This is a genomic window from Ruegeria sp. YTSA226, assembly GCF_059609905.1.
Map to the genome: position 1 here is coordinate 51089 of NZ_JBXWMQ010000006.1, position 17247 is coordinate 68335.

Sequence of the window (17247 nt, forward strand, 5' to 3'; positions counted from 1 at the left end):
TCCCTATCGCAAGATGCGTGAGTATCAAACGCAACTTCGCGCGACTATCCGTTCAGAATCGCGTCCGCCGAGGTTTTGAGCGCGTATGAGCACACGGGTTGTGACACGTTGTGCAGCTTGACCTCTCCAAGTGGCAAAGCGTCTGTACAGGCCGGCACGATGTCTTTGGTCACAACAATCCTGTGATTTACGATCTTGCTGTATTCCCCAAGTCGGGCGGCGACGTTCGCAGCTTGTCCGATCACGGTGAAGTCCAACCGTTCGCGCGACCCGATATTGCCGTAGGTTACGCGCCCATAGGCGACGCCAATCGAACAATCGCAATGCATGTCGGACCCAGACTTGCGCAGCTCTCCTAACCTTTCAACGATTCCAACTGCTGATCGCTGCGCGTTTTCGCGGGCTAAAGCAGAATCTTCGCCTGCCGGGAATACAGCAAGAACAGCGTCCCCGATGAATTTCAGAACTTCACCACCGTTTTCGTCGACGATGTCCGAGACCGTTTCAAAGAAGTCATTCAGCAGATTGATATAGGCGGCGCGGCCCAGCTTTTCTTCTAACAGGGTAGAATTGCGCAAGTCGCAGAACATGATGGCTGCATCAATCTCATCCCCGTCGCCACGACGGATTTCTCCGCCCAGGACACGCGCGCCGGTCCGCTTTCCGACATAGGTTTCCAGCAATACCTGGGCGTTTTCGCGCTGCATGAAGACTTCGTAGAACCGGGCAATCACCGAGGAGCATTCGAACACCAGCCCAAGATTGGCCGTTGTGAACCCGTCGGGGTGATCGCAAGTCAGCGTCAAGACATTGGTGCGCCCGTCTGAAAATGGCAGGGGCATCGCGACATAGTCAGTCGCCCCTTTGGCGCGCAGGTCTTCCATGATTGGAAAGCTGTGCTGAGGGTTCTCGTCATTCAGCCTTTGGCGCACGCCGCCCATACCGTTGGACACGTGGCGCAGAGGGCTGTTGATATAGGCGGGGTGGTCGTGGATTTCATAGGTGGGCACATTGGTCGAAATCTCGGCCTCATCCTTTTCCCAAATATAGTGTTTGCCCGCGATCAACGGATGTAGGGACCAGGCAAGGATACTGAGGCGCTGAATGGCAATTCCATGTTCCAGCATCTTCTCGGCCAGCGCTTTGGTGAATGCTTCGGGCGTGCTTAGATCACTGGCCCCCCGCATCAGCCAATCAATCAGCGGCCCGCTGATATTGCCGTCTTCCGGGTTGCGCAGGTTGTTTTCACCCAGCTCAATCCGCGTATATGCGGTGGGCATAAAGCCGATATGGCCCTGGATCGCGGCGCTTTCGGGCAGGGCGTTCTCGTAAGCCCAGACGGAGTTGGCCAATCGTTGATCCGCCAGAACGACATCGTGGTAAGTGGCGGTGCCTTTGAACGGGCAGAATGTCTGAAGTTCGGTCTCATCGCTGAGATCGACATGTACATCCTGACGGGGGATGTAGATCATCGGCGGCAACCGAGTTTCGTACATTACCTTGGCATCAAAGCTTTCAGCCAGAAGGATCTCATCCCGGTAGATTGCGATACGGCCGACAAGTGGTTCGACCGAGATCCCATAGCCTTTGATATTTGGAGTCACGTGAACGTTCATAATCATCCTCCCCGGCACGGGTCTTTATAGGATGGGCGTTTGATCCGTGTTTTCCAAGGGGCAGAGCAGGATTTTCCCAATATCAAATCATCTGAATGACGTCTTTTTCGATCGACAACATATAGCCTTTTTTAGCAATGTTCTTGACCAGCAACTCGCTGACCATCTGATTGCCCAAAGCATCGCGCAGGCGCTTGATCCGCGTCGCGCCAGCAGCCTCGTCACAATCAGCTGTGCTTTTGCCGGAAATCATCGCCTCGATCTGAATGCCGGATAGAACCTCGTCATCCAACCGGGATTCGGCAAGAACTGACAGGGTTTCCATCGCCGACGCTGTCAGTTTGAAATCCATGTTATTGAGATAGACGGTATTCTCTTCCCGGCTGATCAAAAGTGAAGTGACCTGAATCCCAGTGCGCTCAATCTGTGCCATGCGTCGGTTCAACAGCACCAGCATGACCAGAAACACCAGCGCAGCAATCAGCATTGCAGTGGCGAAAACCAGCAAAACAAAGATAACCATGCGGTAACTGGACAATGTATCGGCAAAGGCAGTGCCGGACTGGGCCAGAATCTCGAGTAGGCGAATCTCGGTCTGCGAGGTCAGATCACTCTCGACGAACAGACGTTCGACGCGGGCATTGAACGCGTTTGCATCTGGCAATGTCCAGAACAGAAAGGCGGCAGAGGCCACAAGTATGACAACGATTACCGTGATGCCCGCGCCAACCAACCTGACGCCCGAGCGCCGTGCCTCAGTAACGGAGATAGAATTTTCCGGCATTGGCCTTCCTTTTATCCAACCCTTCCGGTCCAAAAACGGACATGACGTTCAGCAGGGTCCAGCCCGAGCCGCGCAGCCGTTGCGCGACCTCTTTTTTGGCTTTTCCTTTGCCGCAGGACGAAACCTGCATGACGCCATAATGCAGGCGCAACGGATTGTCCTGCTTGGCCTTGTAATCGGCATAGCAGTCCGCTGCTGACGCCATGGAACCAAGCGATATCAGGGCCCCGATGGCCAGAGAAGAGAGGATCTGTTTCATAGGCCGCATCCTGCGCATGGCTTTGGTTGATATTCAATAACGCAAAGGGGTTTCGCGGTCTGATATCAGATAACAAAACGGCGTTATTGCTTGTCTGAAGGGGACATCCCCAATGTCGGGTCATCGAATTTACGGACTGTCATCACGTCCACCGAGTACCCGAAAGGACAGCACCATGCATAAGAAATTCATCGCTCTGATCATTGCCTCTGCAGTCGCAATTACCGGCGTTTCTGCATCCCAGGCCCGTGCCGCTGATGCAGAAGATATTCTTGGCGGGCTGGCGGCGATTGCCTTGATTGGCGCTGCCATCCATCATTTTGACAAGCAAGGTGACAGCAAAAAGGTTACCCGCAACTACAACCACGTGTATCAGGCCCCCAAACAGCACATCCAGAGGACCCCCAGGCATCGGCCGAACCATATCCGTCCCTTGCCCGAGCGCGTTGCGCGCTATAGTCTGCCGCAAAGGTGCCTGGAAACCTTCAAGGGCTATGGCAAAAAGCGCCCGCTTCTGGGGACGCGCTGCCTGGATAAGCACTACAAATACGCCAATAGCCTGCCCAAAAAGTGCAAGGTCGGTTTCTGGAATGGCAATAAAGTCAAGCGGGCCTATGAACCCGCCTGCCTGCGCCAACAGGGATACCGCGTCGTTTACAAGTAATACGGTTCGAGCAGGAGTGGTGCCTTAGAAGCATCACGTCGGAGAGGGCAGCGATTGCTGTCCTCTCTTTTTTCTTGCGCAATGGGGGAAAACAGGATTTTCCCAAAACATGACCACACCGGATTATGAGATTGAAAAAGCCGCGCTTGCGCAGGGATATCTGCGGATTGCCGGCGTCGATGAGGTTGGGCGGGGGCCGCTGGCCGGTCCTGTTGTGGCTGCTGCGGTGATCCTGAATCCTGCGAACATGCCCGAAGGATTGAATGATTCAAAGAAATTGTCGGCCAAGCGCCGGGCCGCATTGGATACTGCCCTGCGTGGCTGCGCCGAATTCGCGGTGGCCGAGGCTTCGGTGGCCGAGATTGATGAGCACAACATCTTGCGTGCCTCGCATCTGGCGATGGAGCGCGCGGTGGCGGCGCTGGATCCCCCCCCGGATTATCTGTTGATCGACGGAAATATGATTCCGCGCGGACTGGCCATTCCGGCGCAGGCAGTGGTCAAAGGCGATGCCCATTCCGTGTCGATCGCCGCAGCTTCGATCCTTGCCAAAAACTGGCGCGATCAACTGATGGTGGATTTGGCGCAACAGCATCCGGGATACGGCTGGGAGACAAATGCCGGTTATCCGTCAAAACAACACAAGGATGCGCTGCGAAATCTTGGTGTGACCCCTCACCATAGAGTTTCGTTCAAGCCCGTCCACAATATGTTGTATCAAGAGTAAATCGTAAGCCGCTGATTCAAAAAAGAAATTGACGGCGAATCGTCTTTGACTCATCCTTGTCTCAACCAAATGAGCGCATAAGCGCCGTGGAACTTGAGGCAGCGATATGACAACGACTACCAAAAAGGGCGCGACAGCGCTCCCTGTAAACACGATCCTATCCGGGGACTGCATCGAAGTGATGAACAGTCTGCCCGAGGCTTCGGTTGACCTGATTTTTGCCGATCCCCCATATAATCTGCAGTTGAAAGGGCAACTGCACCGCCCCGATAACAGCCAAGTGGATGCAGTCGATGATCACTGGGACCAGTTTTCCAGCTTTGGCGTCTACGACCAGTTCACGCGGGAATGGCTGAAGGCGGCCCATCGTCTGCTGAAGCCCAATGGCGCGATCTGGGTGATTGGATCGTATCACAACATTTTCCGTGTTGGGTCTGCGTTGCAGGATGCTGGGTATTGGATCCTCAACGATGTAGTTTGGCGTAAATCGAACCCGATGCCGAATTTCCGTGGCAAGCGGTTCACAAATGCGCATGAGACAATGATCTGGGCCTCCAAGCGTGAAGGGGCGAAATACACCTTCAACTATGAGGCACTGAAAGCGTTGAACGAAGGCGTCCAGATGCGCAGCGACTGGGTGCTGCCGATCTGCACTGGCCATGAACGGCTCAAGGATGAAAACGGCGACAAGGCGCATCCGACGCAGAAACCGGAATCATTGCTGCACCGCGTGCTGGTTGGATCAACCAATCCGGGTGACGTTATTCTGGACCCGTTCTTTGGCACCGGGACTACAGGGGCCGTGGCCAAGATGCTGGGTCGCGAATTCATCGGGATTGAGCGCGAAGAAAGTTATCGCAAAGTGGCCGAAAAGCGCATCGCGAAAGTGCGTAAATTCGACCGCGAGGCGCTGGAGGTCAGCACCAGCAAACGCGCCGAGCCACGCGTGCCCTTTGGCCAGTTGGTCGAACGCGGCATGCTACGCCCGGGCGAGGAACTCTATTCCATGAACCAGCGTCACAAGGCCAAGGTCCGCGCCGATGGGACACTGGTGGGGCAAAATATCAAGGGTTCGATCCATCAGGTTGGTGCCCATCTCGAGAATGCGCCCTCCTGCAACGGCTGGACCTACTGGTGCTTCAAGCGCGACGGCAAAACCGTGCCGATCGACGTCTTGCGTCAGCAGATCCGGTCCGAGATGCACAACTGATAGACCAATACCGCCGGTGCCTGTGGCCTGACACAAGGCACTAAGCCTTGCCCCGCCGATCAACGGCGGGGTCTTTTGTTTCTTTCCCTGATGAGTTCCGATATGAGCCTATTGAAGCAATCGGCGCAGTGTAGGAGCTTTCGCAATGTCGGACACAGCAGCCAGCGAACCTCGGGCTAGGTGGTTCTTTTTCACCCGTCCGAACGAAGTAGAAATCGAGAATAAATACACCGAAGCTGCGCTGGAACGGCACAAGCGCGAGGGGCTGGAGCTTGCTGTCCGGGCCCGCTGGATCGCAATGGGTCTGACTGGCCTTTTGTTGATCTTCCTGAACCCGCATTGGGAGGTCCTTTGGTATCATTTCATCCTTTTGCTGATTTGCGCAAATGGTTGGATGATCCGACGGGCAGGCCGTGTGGGGCAATCTCGGACAGAGTTGCTGCTTATCTTTGTTGACCTTTTGATTATGACTTTGGGAATGATCATTCCCAACCCGTTCAGCGATGATGTGCGCCCATTGGCAATGCAATTCCGGTTTGACAACTTTCAGTATTTCTTCGTCATTCTTGCAGCAGGAACCATGGCCTATTCCTGGCGCACGGTGATTGCCATAGGCACATGGACTGCAATAATCTGGACTACCGGATGGGTGATTGCCTGGTGGGTTGCGGTTCCGATTCCCGGCATAAGTGAGAAAGTGGCCGAGGCCTTGCAGGGGTATCCGGATGTAGCCGAGATGTTGGATCCAAATAGTTTCAGATCTTCGATCCGAATCCAGCAAGTGATTGTGTTCCTGATGGTGGCGGTGACGCTGGGCGTGTCGATGCGGCGGCTCAATCATCTGCTGATGACCAATGCTGGGTTGGAACGGGAACGAGCGAACCTGTCGCGATATTTCTCACCAAATGTGGTGGAGGAACTGAGCCAAAATGATGATCCGCTCAAACAGGTGCGAAAAGAGAATGTCGCAGTGCTCTTCATAGATATTGTGGGGTTCACCAAATATGCGGCGGGTCGTGATCCTTATGACGTGATCGAGGTGCTGCGTGGATTTCACGCCAGGATGGAGGCCGAAGTGTTCCGCCATCATGGGACATTGGACAAGTACTTGGGCGATGGTCTTATGGCAACTTTCGGGACCCCGGTGACGACACCGTTGGATGCGACCAACGCGGTATCCTGCGCGCGCGGCATGGTGACTGTGATTGACCGGTGGAACATAGAACGTAGACGTGCCGGAGAGCCCGAAATTCATGTTGGCATCGGTGTCCATTATGGCTCGGTTGTTCTGGGGGATATTGGCGCCAACCGTCTGGAATTTGCTGTGATCGGTGATGCGGTAAATGTCGCTGCGAAACTTGAGGCAATGACCCGCGAGCTGCAGGCCCGGATCGTGCTGAGTGATGCGGTGCGCCTGCAGCTTGAGCAGGAAGGGAGCAGTGCCTCCGAACTGACAGCCGAATTTACCGAAAACAAGGGCCACCCTGTGCGCGGTGTTGAATACCCGATGGATATCTGGGTGATGTAGCTTAAGGCTCTATCGTCGATGGACCATGCATCAAAGACGCAGGGCCAGTCGTTGGGCCGGGCAGCGCGCCGAGGCACGCTGCGGTCAGGACCCTGGCATCGGGTTTTGTGACTTGTTGTAGGGTTGCCAGTCTGTGACTTCGGGGTAGTACCGGCGGCGCCAATCCCGCACACGGGGGTTCATGACACGCCGCCAGAGCGGTGGGACCATCGCGGCGATCGTCATCACTGGGTATCCGTAGGGCAGTTGCGGTGCGGTGTTCTGATCGTGATGTTGAAGCAGTGGAAATCGACGGTTGGGTTTGTAGTGATGGTCCGAGTGGCGCTGTAGATTGATCAGCAGCCAGTTCGACGCTTTTTGCGACGCGTTCCACGAATGACAGGGCAGGACGTGTTCGTATTTCCCCTGGCCCAGATATTTTCGGGTCAGCCCGTAATGTTCGACATAGTTCACCAGTTCAAGCTGCCAGATGGCGACGCCGGCCTGAATCAGAAACAGGACAAGGCCGGACCATCCTCCAATCAAACCTGCCAGGGTCAGCATACCACACTGTAATATCCAATACCGCCAGAACGGGTTTGCGCGGTCCGTCCAGGGTTGGTTCTTGCGCGCCAGTTTCTCGCGCTCGGCATGAAAGGCGGAGGCCAGGCATTGCCACAGAACACGCGGATAGAAGCGATGAAAGCCTTCGTTGTATCGTGCTGTTACCGGATCGCGCGGGGTTCCGACATAGCGGTGGTGAACCAGCAAATGTTCGGACCGGAAGTGCGAGTACAAGACCATAGCCAGCAGGATGTCGCCAAGCCCGCGCTCCAGTCGGCCCTTCTGGTGCATCAGTTCGTGGCTGTAGTTGATCCCAATCGTCCCCGAGACCACACCCATGCCAAAGAACAGGCCGATCTTTTCTGGTGAAGACAGGTGAGAGCTGTGCGTCACATACCAAAGCAGCCCGTAAAGGGTCAGGAACTGTACCGGAATCCAGGCTTTGGTCAGCAGGATATACCAGCGCAACATGCTGTCCGGCGTATCTGGGTCCGCATTTTCGAGGTCGAGCCCGGTGAGCTGATCCAGCGCGGCAAATATCCACCATGTTGAAAGCGGCACCAGCAAGACCCACCAGCCACCCACAAAGGCCGTGGCCCAAATCAATGGAATCAGCAAAAACGAGACCCAGAATGGAAGGGTGGATTGCCAGCGAGTCAATGTTTCAGATGCGATCATCAAAAGCTCCGGTCGACGCGGGACAGACTATCCGTAGGTCGTGTTTCAGCATAATGTGTTACTGGTTGCGCCAGAGGTCAAATGCCTTGCGCATGACCGTCGGCAGATCGCTGGGCCGAAAGGCATGTTTATCAAGCAAGATCATGTCCTCCGGTGCCGCACAGGGCGGTAAAGAGGTTGCCCAAACCTGCAGGATCAGGTGGAAATGCGTGAACGTGTGGCGCACTTCGCCCGGTAGAACGCGCCAGTCCGCCGCAAACGGCGCGGTGTCAGACGGCGCATCGGACCATTCGGATCCCGGCCATCCCAGCATACCGCCCAAAAGCCCTTTGTCTGGGCGGCGTTCAAGCAACATCGCCCCGTCCGCTGTCTGGGTGATGTAGACATGGCCATAACGTGTGGGTTTTGGCTTTTTCGGTGTTTTGCGGGGCAGATCGGCCTGGGTACCCGCAGCGTGGGAGCGGCAACGCGTGCGCATTGGACATATCCCGCATGCCGGGGATCTTGGGGTGCAGACAGTCGCACCCAGATCCATCACGGCCTGTGCATAGTCGCCCGGACGCACCGCTGGGGTCAATGCAGCTGCCCGTTGCTTGAGTTGTGGTTTTGACCCCGGCAGCGGATCGTGAATGTCGTATAGGCGGGCCATGACACGTTCGACATTGCCGTCCAACACGGTTTCCGGACGATCAAAGGCAATGGCTGCAATCGCGGCGGCTGTATACGGGCCTATGCCCGGCAGGTTCAGCAGCTCATCGTGTGAGTCGGGAAAACAGCCATCATGGCTTTCAACCACAACGCGCGCGCATTTCAGCAGATTGCGGGCGCGGGCATAATATCCCAGACCGGCCCATTCCCCCATGACCTGCTCGTCAGGCGCTGCGGCCAGTGATTCAACTGTCGGCCACCGAGATGTGAACCGCAGGAAATAGTCGCGCACCGCTGCCACAGTTGTCTGCTGTAGCATGATTTCAGACAGCCAAACCCGATAGGGGTCAGGACGCATTCCGGAAGACCTATCGGCAGGACTAATGCGCCATGGCATTTCACGGGCATTGCGGTCGTACCAGGCCAGCAACTCATCGCTGAAGTCAATTTCGTGGGTGTCACGCAAGTTTTACATATCTCCTTGTCGGGTTTCGCTGGTGCCCGGTGTTCTGCCCTTTACAATAGAGAGACAGGAGTTGGAAACCAGATGCAGCCCAGACGTTCTTCGACACGCGGCTTTAAACGTACTGCGACATTGCTGAACGGCCAGATCAGGCGCGCCGGGGAAAGCCGGGGATTCGCTGTCTCTCGTCTATTGACCCATTGGGCCGAGATCGTGGGGCAGGATGTGGCCTCGATCGCGCGGCCGGTGAAAGTGGGCTATGGCAAGGGCGGTATGGGGGCCACGCTGACGGTGCTGACCACCGGTCCGCAGGCGCCGATGCTTGAGATGCAAAAGGAACAGCTGCGCGGCAAGGTGAATGCGGTTTATGGCTATAATGCCATCAGCCGGGTGCGCATCACCCAGACAGCTCCGACAGGATTTGCCGAGGGGCAGGCCAGTTTCGATCACAAGCCGAAACAGGCGAAACCCACAATCAAACCAGAAATCATAGCCGAGGCAGACCGGGCCGCGCAGGGTGTCCATGATGGCGATCTGCGCGCAGCCCTTGAACGTCTGGGCCGTAACGTTTTATCCAAGCAAAAATGCTGAGAAAGGGCTGATTCATGAGCCGTATTGCAACCGGAATCTGCGCCGCCATCGCCATAGCCGCAGGCGGCTATTGGCTGACGCAGTCGAATTCTACTCCGTCCAACCCGCTGGTTGGCAGCGCCGAGGCACAACAGACCGATCTGGATACCTCGACCATCATCGAAATGGTTCAGGGCTCGGCGGATGCGCCGGTCGAGATCGTCGAATATGCGTCCTACACCTGCCCCCATTGCGCGACCTTCCATCAGGGGACGTATAAAGAGCTGAAGAAGAACTATATCGACACCGGCAAGGTCAAATTCACCTACCGTGAGGTGTATTTTGACAAATATGGTCTTTGGGCCTCGATGGTTGCGCGCTGTGGCGGCCCCGAGAAGTTCTTCGGCATCTCCGACTTGATCTACAAGGATCAGTCCAAATGGACTCGCGCCGGAGGACCTGCGGAAATCGTGGACGAGCTGCGCAAGATCGGACGTTTGGCCGGAATCAGCAACGACCAGCTTGATGCCTGCCTGCAGGACGGAACGCGTGCGCAGACGCTGGTGGCCTGGTATCAGGAAAACGCCGAGCGCGACGACATCAGAGCAACCCCATCCTTTATTGTGAACGGCAAGAAGGTCGACAATCAGTCTTACGAAGAATTCAAAAAGCTGATCGACGCCGAACTGGGCAGCTAAATCCAAACACGACCGGCCTGTCAGGGCCGGTCGCCTTCAGGGCGAAGGCGCGACCTGCAGTAGCAACTGTTTGACCCGGTCGCCCTCGTCCATATTCAGCCGGACGGGCAGGGTGATGACTTTGCTGCGAAAGGCGGCTGGCAGGCGGACCGCATCTTTTTCCGTCGTGACCATCTGAGCGCCGAGCAGGTGCGCTTCATTCTCTAGCCGTGTCATCAGGGCCGGTGTCAGGGGCTGGTGATCGTCCAGCGCCTCGGCCCGCAGCAGGGTGGCGCCCTGTTGGCGCAGGGTGGCAAAGAACTTCTCCGGATGGCCGATACCGGCAAAGGCGAGAACCGGCGTGTCCGTCCAATCCATTCCTGTCTGCAGCGGTTCGACCGCACCGGTCGCATGTGGAACCGTCAGATTTCCCCCCCAGCGGGCGGCGAACTGTGTCTGCGCGTCTGTGCCGCCCAGCGACAGCACCAGATCGGCCCGTTGCTGCCCCACATCGACCGGTTCCCGCAGTGGACCCGCAGGCAGGCACAATCCGTTGCCGAACCCCCGCTCGGCATCCACAACGATGACCGAGAAATCCTTGGCGACCGAGGGGTTCTGAAACCCGTCATCCAACAGGATTACCGTTGCCCCGGCCTGGGCAGCGGCTTTTGCGCCCGCGGCGCGGTCCTTGGCCACCCAGACATCCGCAAATGCGGCCAGCAGCAGCGGTTCATCCCCGACTTCTGCCGCCGTATGTTTGCCAGGATCGACGCGCACAGGTCCTGTCAGTGCGCCGCCGTGGCCTCGGGTGACAACATGGGTCTGATGCCACGCGTCCCGCAGCTGTTCGATCATCCAGATCACGGTTGGCGTTTTGCCGGTCCCGCCTGCATTCAGGTTTCCAATGCAGATAACGGGGACGCCTGGGTTGAAACCTGTTTCCGAGGCCAGCCTACGGGCTGTCGCCGCCGCATAAACCCGTCCTAACGGGGACAGCAGCCGGGCTCTGAGGTCCAACTGATCCGGAGCAGTATTCCAAAAGTCAGGTGCCCGCATCGTCGGTGCTCCGTTCGTCCAGATAGTCCTGTACCAGTTCGATCAGCTGATCTGATTGCGGCGCGCCGTCGGTCACGATCTGCCAGCCTGCCAAAGCCATATCCGCCGCGCGGTCAGGCGCAAGTAATTCTACCACGGCATCCCCAAGTTCGGTTGCGGTTCTGACCGTCAAAGCGGCGCCTGCCTGGTCCAGCTGATCGTAGGCTGTCTGATGCTGGTCAACATGCGGGCCATGTATGACAGCCGATCCCAGGGCGGTCGCACCAAACGGTTCCTGTCCCCCGTCGCCCCGTTCGAGCGAGTTGCCGATAAAGGACACTGCCGAAACACGGTACCACAAGCCCAAATCCTCTGGGTCCGAGGACAAGACGATCTGTGTGGTATCTTCAATCATGCCGCCATCGTCCCAGTTGATGCAGCGCAAGTCCATGGCTTCGAGCCGCCTGTGCAGTGGGGCGGCTTCCTGTATGTCGGCGACATGCAGGATTAGGGTCAACCGGGGCAGCATCCGCATGGCCTGACGGTGGGCGCTGAGGACCGAGATGAACTCTTTATCCTTCACCCAGGCCGCAAGCCAGATGGGTCTGCTTGAAAAGGCGTGATTGGTTTCGATCAGTTCGTCTTCGGGCCACGGAGAAGGGTTCGGACTTATCAGCAGAGGAGGCGCCTCGCTGACCTTGGTGAAGGCGATTCCCAGTTTGCGGATCTGCCGGGCCGTTTCGTTGCTGGTAGCCAGAATTCGTTGAAAGCAATCGAGAGTGTACCGGCTGATATCGGGCAGCCACCGGGTCCCACGCGCGGTGTTCAGGTCGATTTCAGCTTCGATGAGGATCAACGGCACTTCGCGCTCGTGGGCACGGGTAATCACATTGGGCATCAGCCCGCCGCCAACCCAAATGCCAATATTCGGGCGCCAATGGTCCAGAAACACCCGCGCGGCGCCGGTTTGTTCCGAAGGTAGGTTCACAAGTATGTATTTCGCGCAGTCCCACTGACTCAGGTCCGCTTCGGGTGGGGCCGACAGGACAACCGACAGGCCCGGGCGCGACTGCAGCAGTCTGTGGCAGAAATCCATCATCGCGTGAAGGCGACCCGGATTGGCGATGTGAATCCAGATCAGATCTCCTGATGGTCGGGGCACATAGGGTTGGTCCCCGTTGCCGGGTACGCCCCACGAAAGCACGCGATAGGCCGCCAGACTAAGGGATCGCGGTTTGCTCATGGCGCAATGCCCGCACTGTCTGGGTCAATCTGATCCGCCAGTTGCCGGTGCAATGGCGGGTTTGCCGCGATGACACCATTCAGGCGCGGATGTGGGTTGTTAAAGCGCAGTGGGGCGCCAAGCCGGTCCGTACATATGCCACCTGCCTCTTGGACGATCAAATCCCCTGCCGCGATGTCCCATTCCCAGCTGGGGCGCAGTGTCAACATTCCGTCAAAGCGACCCTGCCCGACCAATGCCAACCGATAGGCAAGCGACGGGCGATAGTTTCGACGGAATTGAGGAACCCGGCCCTGACACCAGTGCCGGCTGTCCAGATTGGGTTTCGCGGCCAGGATCTCGGCCGTCGTGATGTCTTGGGTGTCCGATACGACAATCGGCGCGCCGTTTAGTGTGGCCCCTTGGCCCTTGGCCGCCGCATACAACAGGTCACGCAAGGGCAGGTAAATAACCGCCGCCGTCACCTGACCATGTTCCGCCACAGCCAGGGAATGCGCCCAGGTCGAGGAACCTTCGGTGAAGCTGCGGGTGCCGTCGATCGGGTCAATGATAAAAACCCGGTCCCGGGACAGGCGATGCTGGGTGTCCTCGGTCTCTTCGCTGAGCCAGCCGTAACCCGGTCGCGCAGAGGGCAAGCGCTGTTCGAGCATCGCGTTCACGGCCAGATCAGCCTCGGTTACCGGGCCTGCACCATCGGGCTTATCCCAGCGTTGTGCTTTTGCCCCGGAATACCGTGTTGCGATCTTTCCAGACTCGCGCGCGGCGTCAATCAGCAGGGGTAGGTCAGTTGCCGGCAAGTGTCATTCCCTCGATCAGCAACGATGGGACCACACGCGACAAATAGGGGCGGGCGTCATTGGCCGGAATGATCCGCAGCAGCATATCGCGCAGGTTCCCGGCGATGGTGCATTCGTTGACCGGGTGGGTAATCTCGCCATTCTCGATCCAAAACCCCGAGGCACCACGGGAATAATCCCCGGTATTGGGGTTGATGGTCGATCCGATCATTGACGTTACCAACAGTCCGGTGCCCATATCGCGCAGCAGCTCTGCACGGCTGCGCTCGCCCTGTGTCAGGCTGAGGTTCCAGTTGCTTGGCGACGGAGGCCCAGACACGCCCCGCGTAGCATTTCCTGTCGAGGACATCTTGAGTTTTCGTGCGCTGGCCAGGTCCAATGTCCAGCCCGTCAATACACCGTTTTCGATGATCGCCCGGTGTTGTGTGGGCAGGCCTTCGGCATCAAAGGGGCGCGACCCTGACATGCGCGGGCGATGTGGGTCTTCGATCAGCGAAAGATGTTCCGGCAGAACCTGTTGTCCAAGACAATCCGACAACCAGGACGAGCCGCGCGCGATGGAGATACCGTTGCTGGCGCCCAGAAGATGCCCGATCAACGAAGATGAAATCCGTTCATCGAACAGAACCGGATAGACGCCTGTTGCAGGCTTGCGCGCGCCAACCTGCGCCACAGCACGTTCGCCTGCGGTCCGACCAATCTGGTCCGGGCTGCGCAAATCGTTTTGGAATGTGCGGCTGTCGCCGTCATAATCGCGCTCCATCCCGGTACCCTGGCCCGAGATCGCTACGCAGGAGGTTGACCGGCTGCTGCGCTCGTACCCGCCGGAAAAGCCGTTTGTGGCTGCCAGATGCACCCGATGGGTACCATAGGCGGCCGCCGCGTCCGAAACCTGTGAGACGCCTTCAACCGCCAGCGCCGCAGATTCCGCCGCCAGCGCATCATTCAGAAGATCTTCAGCTGTGGGCTCCGGCGCGGGATCGCACAGTTCCAGTGCCTGAATGTCCCAATCCCGGATCAACTGAGCCTCATTCGCCAGGCCGGTAAACGGGTCTTCGGGGGCTTCGCGGGCCATAGCGACGGCGCGTTCGGCCATGGCTGTCAGAGTTTCGGACCGGCTGTCGGAACTAGAGACGATGGCCTGTCTTTGGCCCAGAAACACCCGCAGCCCCAGATCGGTACCCTCGGACCGTTCGGCGGCCTCAAGCGCACCGGAGCGTACCTCGACCGAGACCGAAGACTCGTCCAGCACAATGGCATCCGCGGCCTCGGCCCCGGCCTTACGAGCCGCATCCAGCAGGTGTTGGCTGATCTCTTCGGGTGTGCGCATCATCTGGCCTCCGGTCTTGTTTCTTTGGACCTATCGTCCGCCCGTCCGTCCCGCAAGACCTGCGGTCATTTTCGGGGGTTTGCAGAAAGGCCAGAAAGGCGAATTTCGCATGTGGCTGCAATAATTCCGCTGTTTTGTCCGTAGCCGTAGGTTAGTAGTTGATCCAAGTGGATGAGAATGAGACGACTGGGCAGGAAGAACGGGCAGGCCAGAACATGCAGAACAATCTATCGCTGCGCGGGGTTACGATCCCCGATGATCCGCAGATCATTACGCCTAAGGTCAAGCGTTCAATCCTGGCCGAGCGTTACGAAAAAGACGAAGTGACCGGTCTGCCGAAATTTATCGACCCGAAGGATCGCGTGGTAGAGCTGGGCGCTGGGATCGGCTTCATCTCGTCCTATCTGGTGACACAACTTGGTGTACGCCACGCAAAGTGCATCGAGGCGAACCCGACGCTGTGTGAATTCATCGGCCGTGTCCACAAGGCAAATGACATTGCGAATGTCGAGGTGGTGAACGCGGTTGCTCTCGGCGATACACGGGTTCCCGGAACCGCCCGATTTTACATACGTGAACCGTTCTGGTCCTCATCTCTGGACCCTGATCCGGACTATGTCAGTGAGGTCAGCGTGCCGGAACGTCCTCTGTCAGAAATTCTGCGGGACTTTGAAGCCAACGTGCTGATCGTCGATATCGAAGGGGGCGAGAAGTTTCTGTTCGACGGGGTCGATCTTGTGAATGTCCAGAAAGTCTATCTTGAGGTCCACACCCGTAAGATCGGATTGCATGGGATCAAGGCTTGTTTCGATCATCTTTCGGCACTTGGGTTTGCCTACGATCAACGTGTCAGCAGCGGTGGGTCGGTGCTGTTCCGGCGTGTTCGCCGGCGCTCGTCGTAAAAGGGAAGGCAGCCGGGCCGCCTTCCCTGTTTCTTTTATTTGATGCGCTGTCCATTGGCCAGAATTTGACCATCTTCCTTGAACTCGATTGTCGAATTCAGCGTGTCGGGCTCTTCCCCTGGCACTGCCATGAGACCCATCATCATTCGCGCGCCCATTGCGTCTTGCTCGGCAATCAGACCCATACCGATCAGAGTGTCGATCAGGGCATTCGCACCAACCAGTTGCAGGTTCGCAACGCCAGCGGGTGTCGGCAGACCGCCCAGTTCCTCAGTGTTGGAATTGTCGAAGGTGAAGTCGCCATCGCCGGACAGTTCCGCACCGACCATAGAGACCAGCAACTCGTTGATCGTCAGAGAGTGCAATTCACCCGGCGCTTCGTCCGCAAACTCAAGCGCCTCTACGGCCTCGGGGTCAAAGAAGTTGGTCAGCACTTTGGCCGTACCGGAAAGATCCAGCGCAATCGTGGCCGGATCGCGTGGCAGGGCGGCTGCGGGGTCAAAAATGCTCCACAGAACGTCTGACATAGTGAAGTCCGTCAAGTTTATCGCCAGCCCAAAGGGTTGAATCTCTTCGGATTCCTGTACCGGGAATTCGAACTTGAAACCGCCACTTTCCATGGCAATTTCGATTGGAAAGGGCAGTTCCGCAGTGGTTACAGCAATTTTGGCGCTGTTTTGTTCGACGTCATAAGCAATTCGGTTCGCGTCGATGCTGCCGGAAAGCCGTCCGCCTTCGGATTCGCTGGCCATCGAAAAGTCTTCGCCTTCGCTGCTGCCCGCCATCGAAGACTGGCCCGATCCGTAAGTAAAGAGACCCGAGAAGGCAAAACCAGCGTCATAGAATGCCTGCGGGTCAGAGATATCGAAATCCGAAGGGATGATGCTGGTGCCGTCGAAGGCCAGATCGCCAAGCGTGCCGTCGAATTTCCCGGCGTCTTCGCTTTCGGGATCCTGAAATGCCAAGCTGTAGGTCATCTCTGATGCGGTAAAGCTTTGGTCGATATCGCGGTTTTCGCCGATCTTCATTTGCGAGGTGCCGCTCACATCCGCCATTTCAAGGTAGCCACCAACCACTTCGGGCGGCAACGTTTCACCGTCGACTTCGATGTTACCCAGTTTGATTCCAAGGCTGTCTGCAGAGTAATCGTAAGTCACATCATCCGGATCGCCAGAGACGGTCATAACAAGCCCGCTGTGGACGTATTCGATATCGACTGAAAATGACTCGTCCTGACCATCGACATTGCCGGTGACGGTCATGGGGAAACTTTCCGGGACACCAATATTGACGCTACCGTCGCCATTGTCGGTGAGGGTCATTTCAGGCATGGCCATGCTGAACGATCCCTCTTCTTCCGGGAGGTCCATCGACATCGTCAGGTTTTCGATGGTGATACCATTGCCGGTATCTGTCTGGTCACCTGAAACAGTATAGCCCATCTGCGCCAGATAGGACTGCCAGTCATCCCAGACTTCCTGTGGGGTAACGTCGGCAAGCGCCCCCTGCGAAATGACAGTGTAGGCCAGAACTGCGCCGCAGGTGCGGCGGAGAAAAACGGACATCATAGAAC

The 17247-nt window shown here is 57.3% G+C and carries 17 protein-coding genes; 7 read left to right on the plus strand and 10 right to left on the minus strand.

All coding sequences use genetic code 11. The annotated features are described in order from the left end of the window. Positions 1-44: 44 nt before the first annotated feature. From AC2FFF_RS10700 to AC2FFF_RS10710, 3 genes are all read right to left on the minus strand, one after another. Positions 45-1616 (minus strand): DUF427 domain-containing protein, encoded by a 1572-nt coding sequence (locus AC2FFF_RS10700; RefSeq protein ID WP_496750806.1) that lies wholly within the window; start codon positions 1614-1616, stop codon positions 45-47. A gap of 82 nt (positions 1617-1698) precedes the next feature. After that, complete coding sequence (locus AC2FFF_RS10705) at positions 1699-2400, minus strand: winged helix-turn-helix domain-containing protein (protein WP_142637147.1); 702 nt, start codon at positions 2398-2400, stop codon at positions 1699-1701. Beyond that, the gene (locus tag AC2FFF_RS10710) at positions 2372-2659 is read right to left on the minus strand and encodes a hypothetical protein (protein ID WP_142637145.1); all 288 of its coding nucleotides are present in this window, start codon (positions 2657-2659) and stop codon (positions 2372-2374) included. The genes AC2FFF_RS10705 and AC2FFF_RS10710 overlap by 29 nt, the downstream gene beginning before the upstream one ends. A 175-nt stretch (positions 2660-2834) precedes the next feature. Between AC2FFF_RS10710 and AC2FFF_RS10715 the strand changes: the two genes are divergently transcribed. The 4 genes from AC2FFF_RS10715 to AC2FFF_RS10730 all read left to right on the plus strand — a co-directional run bounded on the left by AC2FFF_RS10715 (position 2835) and on the right by AC2FFF_RS10730 (position 6788). Then, positions 2835-3323 (plus strand): hypothetical protein, encoded by a 489-nt coding sequence (locus AC2FFF_RS10715; protein WP_142637143.1) that lies wholly within the window; start codon positions 2835-2837, stop codon positions 3321-3323. A gap of 109 nt (positions 3324-3432) precedes the next feature. After that, complete coding sequence (gene rnhB / locus AC2FFF_RS10720; protein ID WP_281973051.1) at positions 3433-4050, plus strand: ribonuclease HII; 618 nt, start codon at positions 3433-3435, stop codon at positions 4048-4050. 106 nt (positions 4051-4156) lie between these two features. Beyond that, positions 4157-5260, plus strand: a complete 1104-nt coding sequence (locus tag AC2FFF_RS10725) for a site-specific DNA-methyltransferase (RefSeq protein ID WP_496882937.1) — start codon at positions 4157-4159, stop codon at positions 5258-5260. Positions 5261-5405: 145 nt separating this feature from the next. Then, positions 5406-6788 (plus strand): adenylate/guanylate cyclase domain-containing protein, encoded by a 1383-nt coding sequence (locus tag AC2FFF_RS10730; protein WP_496750804.1) that lies wholly within the window; start codon positions 5406-5408, stop codon positions 6786-6788. Between the two features lie 84 nt (positions 6789-6872). Here the strand turns inward: AC2FFF_RS10730 and AC2FFF_RS10735 are convergent, their stop codons facing one another. Both AC2FFF_RS10735 and mutY read right to left on the minus strand, forming a co-directional pair. Further along, entirely contained in the window at positions 6873-8009 is a 1137-nt protein-coding gene (locus AC2FFF_RS10735; protein ID WP_281973053.1) for an alkane 1-monooxygenase, read from the minus strand. Between the two features lie 58 nt (positions 8010-8067). Continuing rightward, positions 8068-9123, minus strand: coding sequence for an A/G-specific adenine glycosylase (gene mutY, locus AC2FFF_RS10740; protein ID WP_281973054.1), 1056 nt, complete (start codon positions 9121-9123; stop codon positions 8068-8070). 81 nt (positions 9124-9204) lie between these two features. Between mutY and AC2FFF_RS10745 the strand changes: the two genes are divergently transcribed. Together AC2FFF_RS10745 and AC2FFF_RS10750 are read left to right on the plus strand one after the other, a co-directional pair. After that, positions 9205-9711 carry a DUF721 domain-containing protein gene (locus tag AC2FFF_RS10745; RefSeq protein ID WP_142637130.1) on the plus strand — a complete coding sequence of 169 codons (507 nt, stop codon included), beginning with the start codon at positions 9205-9207 and terminating at the stop codon, positions 9709-9711. Between the two features lie 14 nt (positions 9712-9725). Next, positions 9726-10388: a DsbA family protein gene (locus AC2FFF_RS10750; RefSeq protein WP_271949636.1), complete on the plus strand. Its 663-nt coding sequence runs from the start codon at positions 9726-9728 to the stop codon at positions 10386-10388. A gap of 36 nt (positions 10389-10424) precedes the next feature. Here the strand turns inward: AC2FFF_RS10750 and lpxK are convergent, their stop codons facing one another. The 4 genes from lpxK to AC2FFF_RS10770 are packed head-to-tail and all read right to left on the minus strand — an operon-like array spanning position 10425 to position 14775. After that, a complete protein-coding gene (gene lpxK / locus AC2FFF_RS10755; protein WP_281973055.1) occupies positions 10425-11423 on the minus strand; it encodes a tetraacyldisaccharide 4'-kinase in 999 nt (332 codons plus the stop codon). After that, positions 11410-12645 carry a 3-deoxy-D-manno-octulosonic acid transferase gene (locus AC2FFF_RS10760; RefSeq protein ID WP_281973056.1) on the minus strand — a complete coding sequence of 412 codons (1236 nt, stop codon included), beginning with the start codon at positions 12643-12645 and terminating at the stop codon, positions 11410-11412. Before AC2FFF_RS10760 ends, lpxK begins: the two co-directional genes overlap by 14 nt. Continuing rightward, positions 12642-13442 carry an inositol monophosphatase family protein gene (locus AC2FFF_RS10765; RefSeq protein ID WP_281973057.1) on the minus strand — a complete coding sequence of 267 codons (801 nt, stop codon included), beginning with the start codon at positions 13440-13442 and terminating at the stop codon, positions 12642-12644. The genes AC2FFF_RS10760 and AC2FFF_RS10765 overlap by 4 nt, the downstream gene beginning before the upstream one ends. Further along, a complete protein-coding gene (locus tag AC2FFF_RS10770; RefSeq protein WP_281973058.1) occupies positions 13429-14775 on the minus strand; it encodes a TldD/PmbA family protein in 1347 nt (448 codons plus the stop codon). Before AC2FFF_RS10770 ends, AC2FFF_RS10765 begins: the two co-directional genes overlap by 14 nt. Positions 14776-14939: 164 nt before the next feature. Between AC2FFF_RS10770 and AC2FFF_RS10775 the strand changes: the two genes are divergently transcribed. Further along, complete coding sequence (locus tag AC2FFF_RS10775; protein ID WP_281973059.1) at positions 14940-15674, plus strand: FkbM family methyltransferase; 735 nt, start codon at positions 14940-14942, stop codon at positions 15672-15674. A 35-nt stretch (positions 15675-15709) separates the two neighbouring features. Here AC2FFF_RS10775 and AC2FFF_RS10780 read toward each other — a convergent pair whose 3' ends face one another. After that, positions 15710-17239, minus strand: coding sequence for a DUF2125 domain-containing protein (locus tag AC2FFF_RS10780; RefSeq protein ID WP_281973060.1), 1530 nt, complete (start codon positions 17237-17239; stop codon positions 15710-15712). Positions 17240-17247: the final 8 nt, after the last annotated feature.

Coding starts and splice junctions, on each gene's coding strand:
- AC2FFF_RS10700 (WP_496750806.1), bottom strand. CDS start 1,616: ATGAACGTTCACGTGACTCCAAATATCAAAGGCTATGGGATCTCGGTC.
- AC2FFF_RS10705 (WP_142637147.1), bottom strand. CDS start 2,400: ATGCCGGAAAATTCTATCTCCGTTACTGAGGCACGGCGCTCGGGCGTC.
- AC2FFF_RS10710 (WP_142637145.1), bottom strand. CDS start 2,659: ATGAAACAGATCCTCTCTTCTCTGGCCATCGGGGCCCTGATATCGCTT.
- AC2FFF_RS10715 (WP_142637143.1), top strand. CDS start 2,835: ATGCATAAGAAATTCATCGCTCTGATCATTGCCTCTGCAGTCGCAATT.
- rnhB (WP_281973051.1), top strand. CDS start 3,433: ATGACCACACCGGATTATGAGATTGAAAAAGCCGCGCTTGCGCAGGGA.
- AC2FFF_RS10725 (WP_496882937.1), top strand. CDS start 4,157: ATGACAACGACTACCAAAAAGGGCGCGACAGCGCTCCCTGTAAACACG.
- AC2FFF_RS10730 (WP_496750804.1), top strand. CDS start 5,406: ATGTCGGACACAGCAGCCAGCGAACCTCGGGCTAGGTGGTTCTTTTTC.
- AC2FFF_RS10735 (WP_281973053.1), bottom strand. CDS start 8,009: ATGATCGCATCTGAAACATTGACTCGCTGGCAATCCACCCTTCCATTC.
- AC2FFF_RS10745 (WP_142637130.1), top strand. CDS start 9,205: ATGCAGCCCAGACGTTCTTCGACACGCGGCTTTAAACGTACTGCGACA.
- AC2FFF_RS10750 (WP_271949636.1), top strand. CDS start 9,726: ATGAGCCGTATTGCAACCGGAATCTGCGCCGCCATCGCCATAGCCGCA.
- lpxK (WP_281973055.1), bottom strand. CDS start 11,423: ATGCGGGCACCTGACTTTTGGAATACTGCTCCGGATCAGTTGGACCTC.
- AC2FFF_RS10760 (WP_281973056.1), bottom strand. CDS start 12,645: ATGAGCAAACCGCGATCCCTTAGTCTGGCGGCCTATCGCGTGCTTTCG.
- AC2FFF_RS10770 (WP_281973058.1), bottom strand. CDS start 14,775: ATGATGCGCACACCCGAAGAGATCAGCCAACACCTGCTGGATGCGGCT.
- AC2FFF_RS10780 (WP_281973060.1), bottom strand. CDS start 17,239: ATGTCCGTTTTTCTCCGCCGCACCTGCGGCGCAGTTCTGGCCTACACT.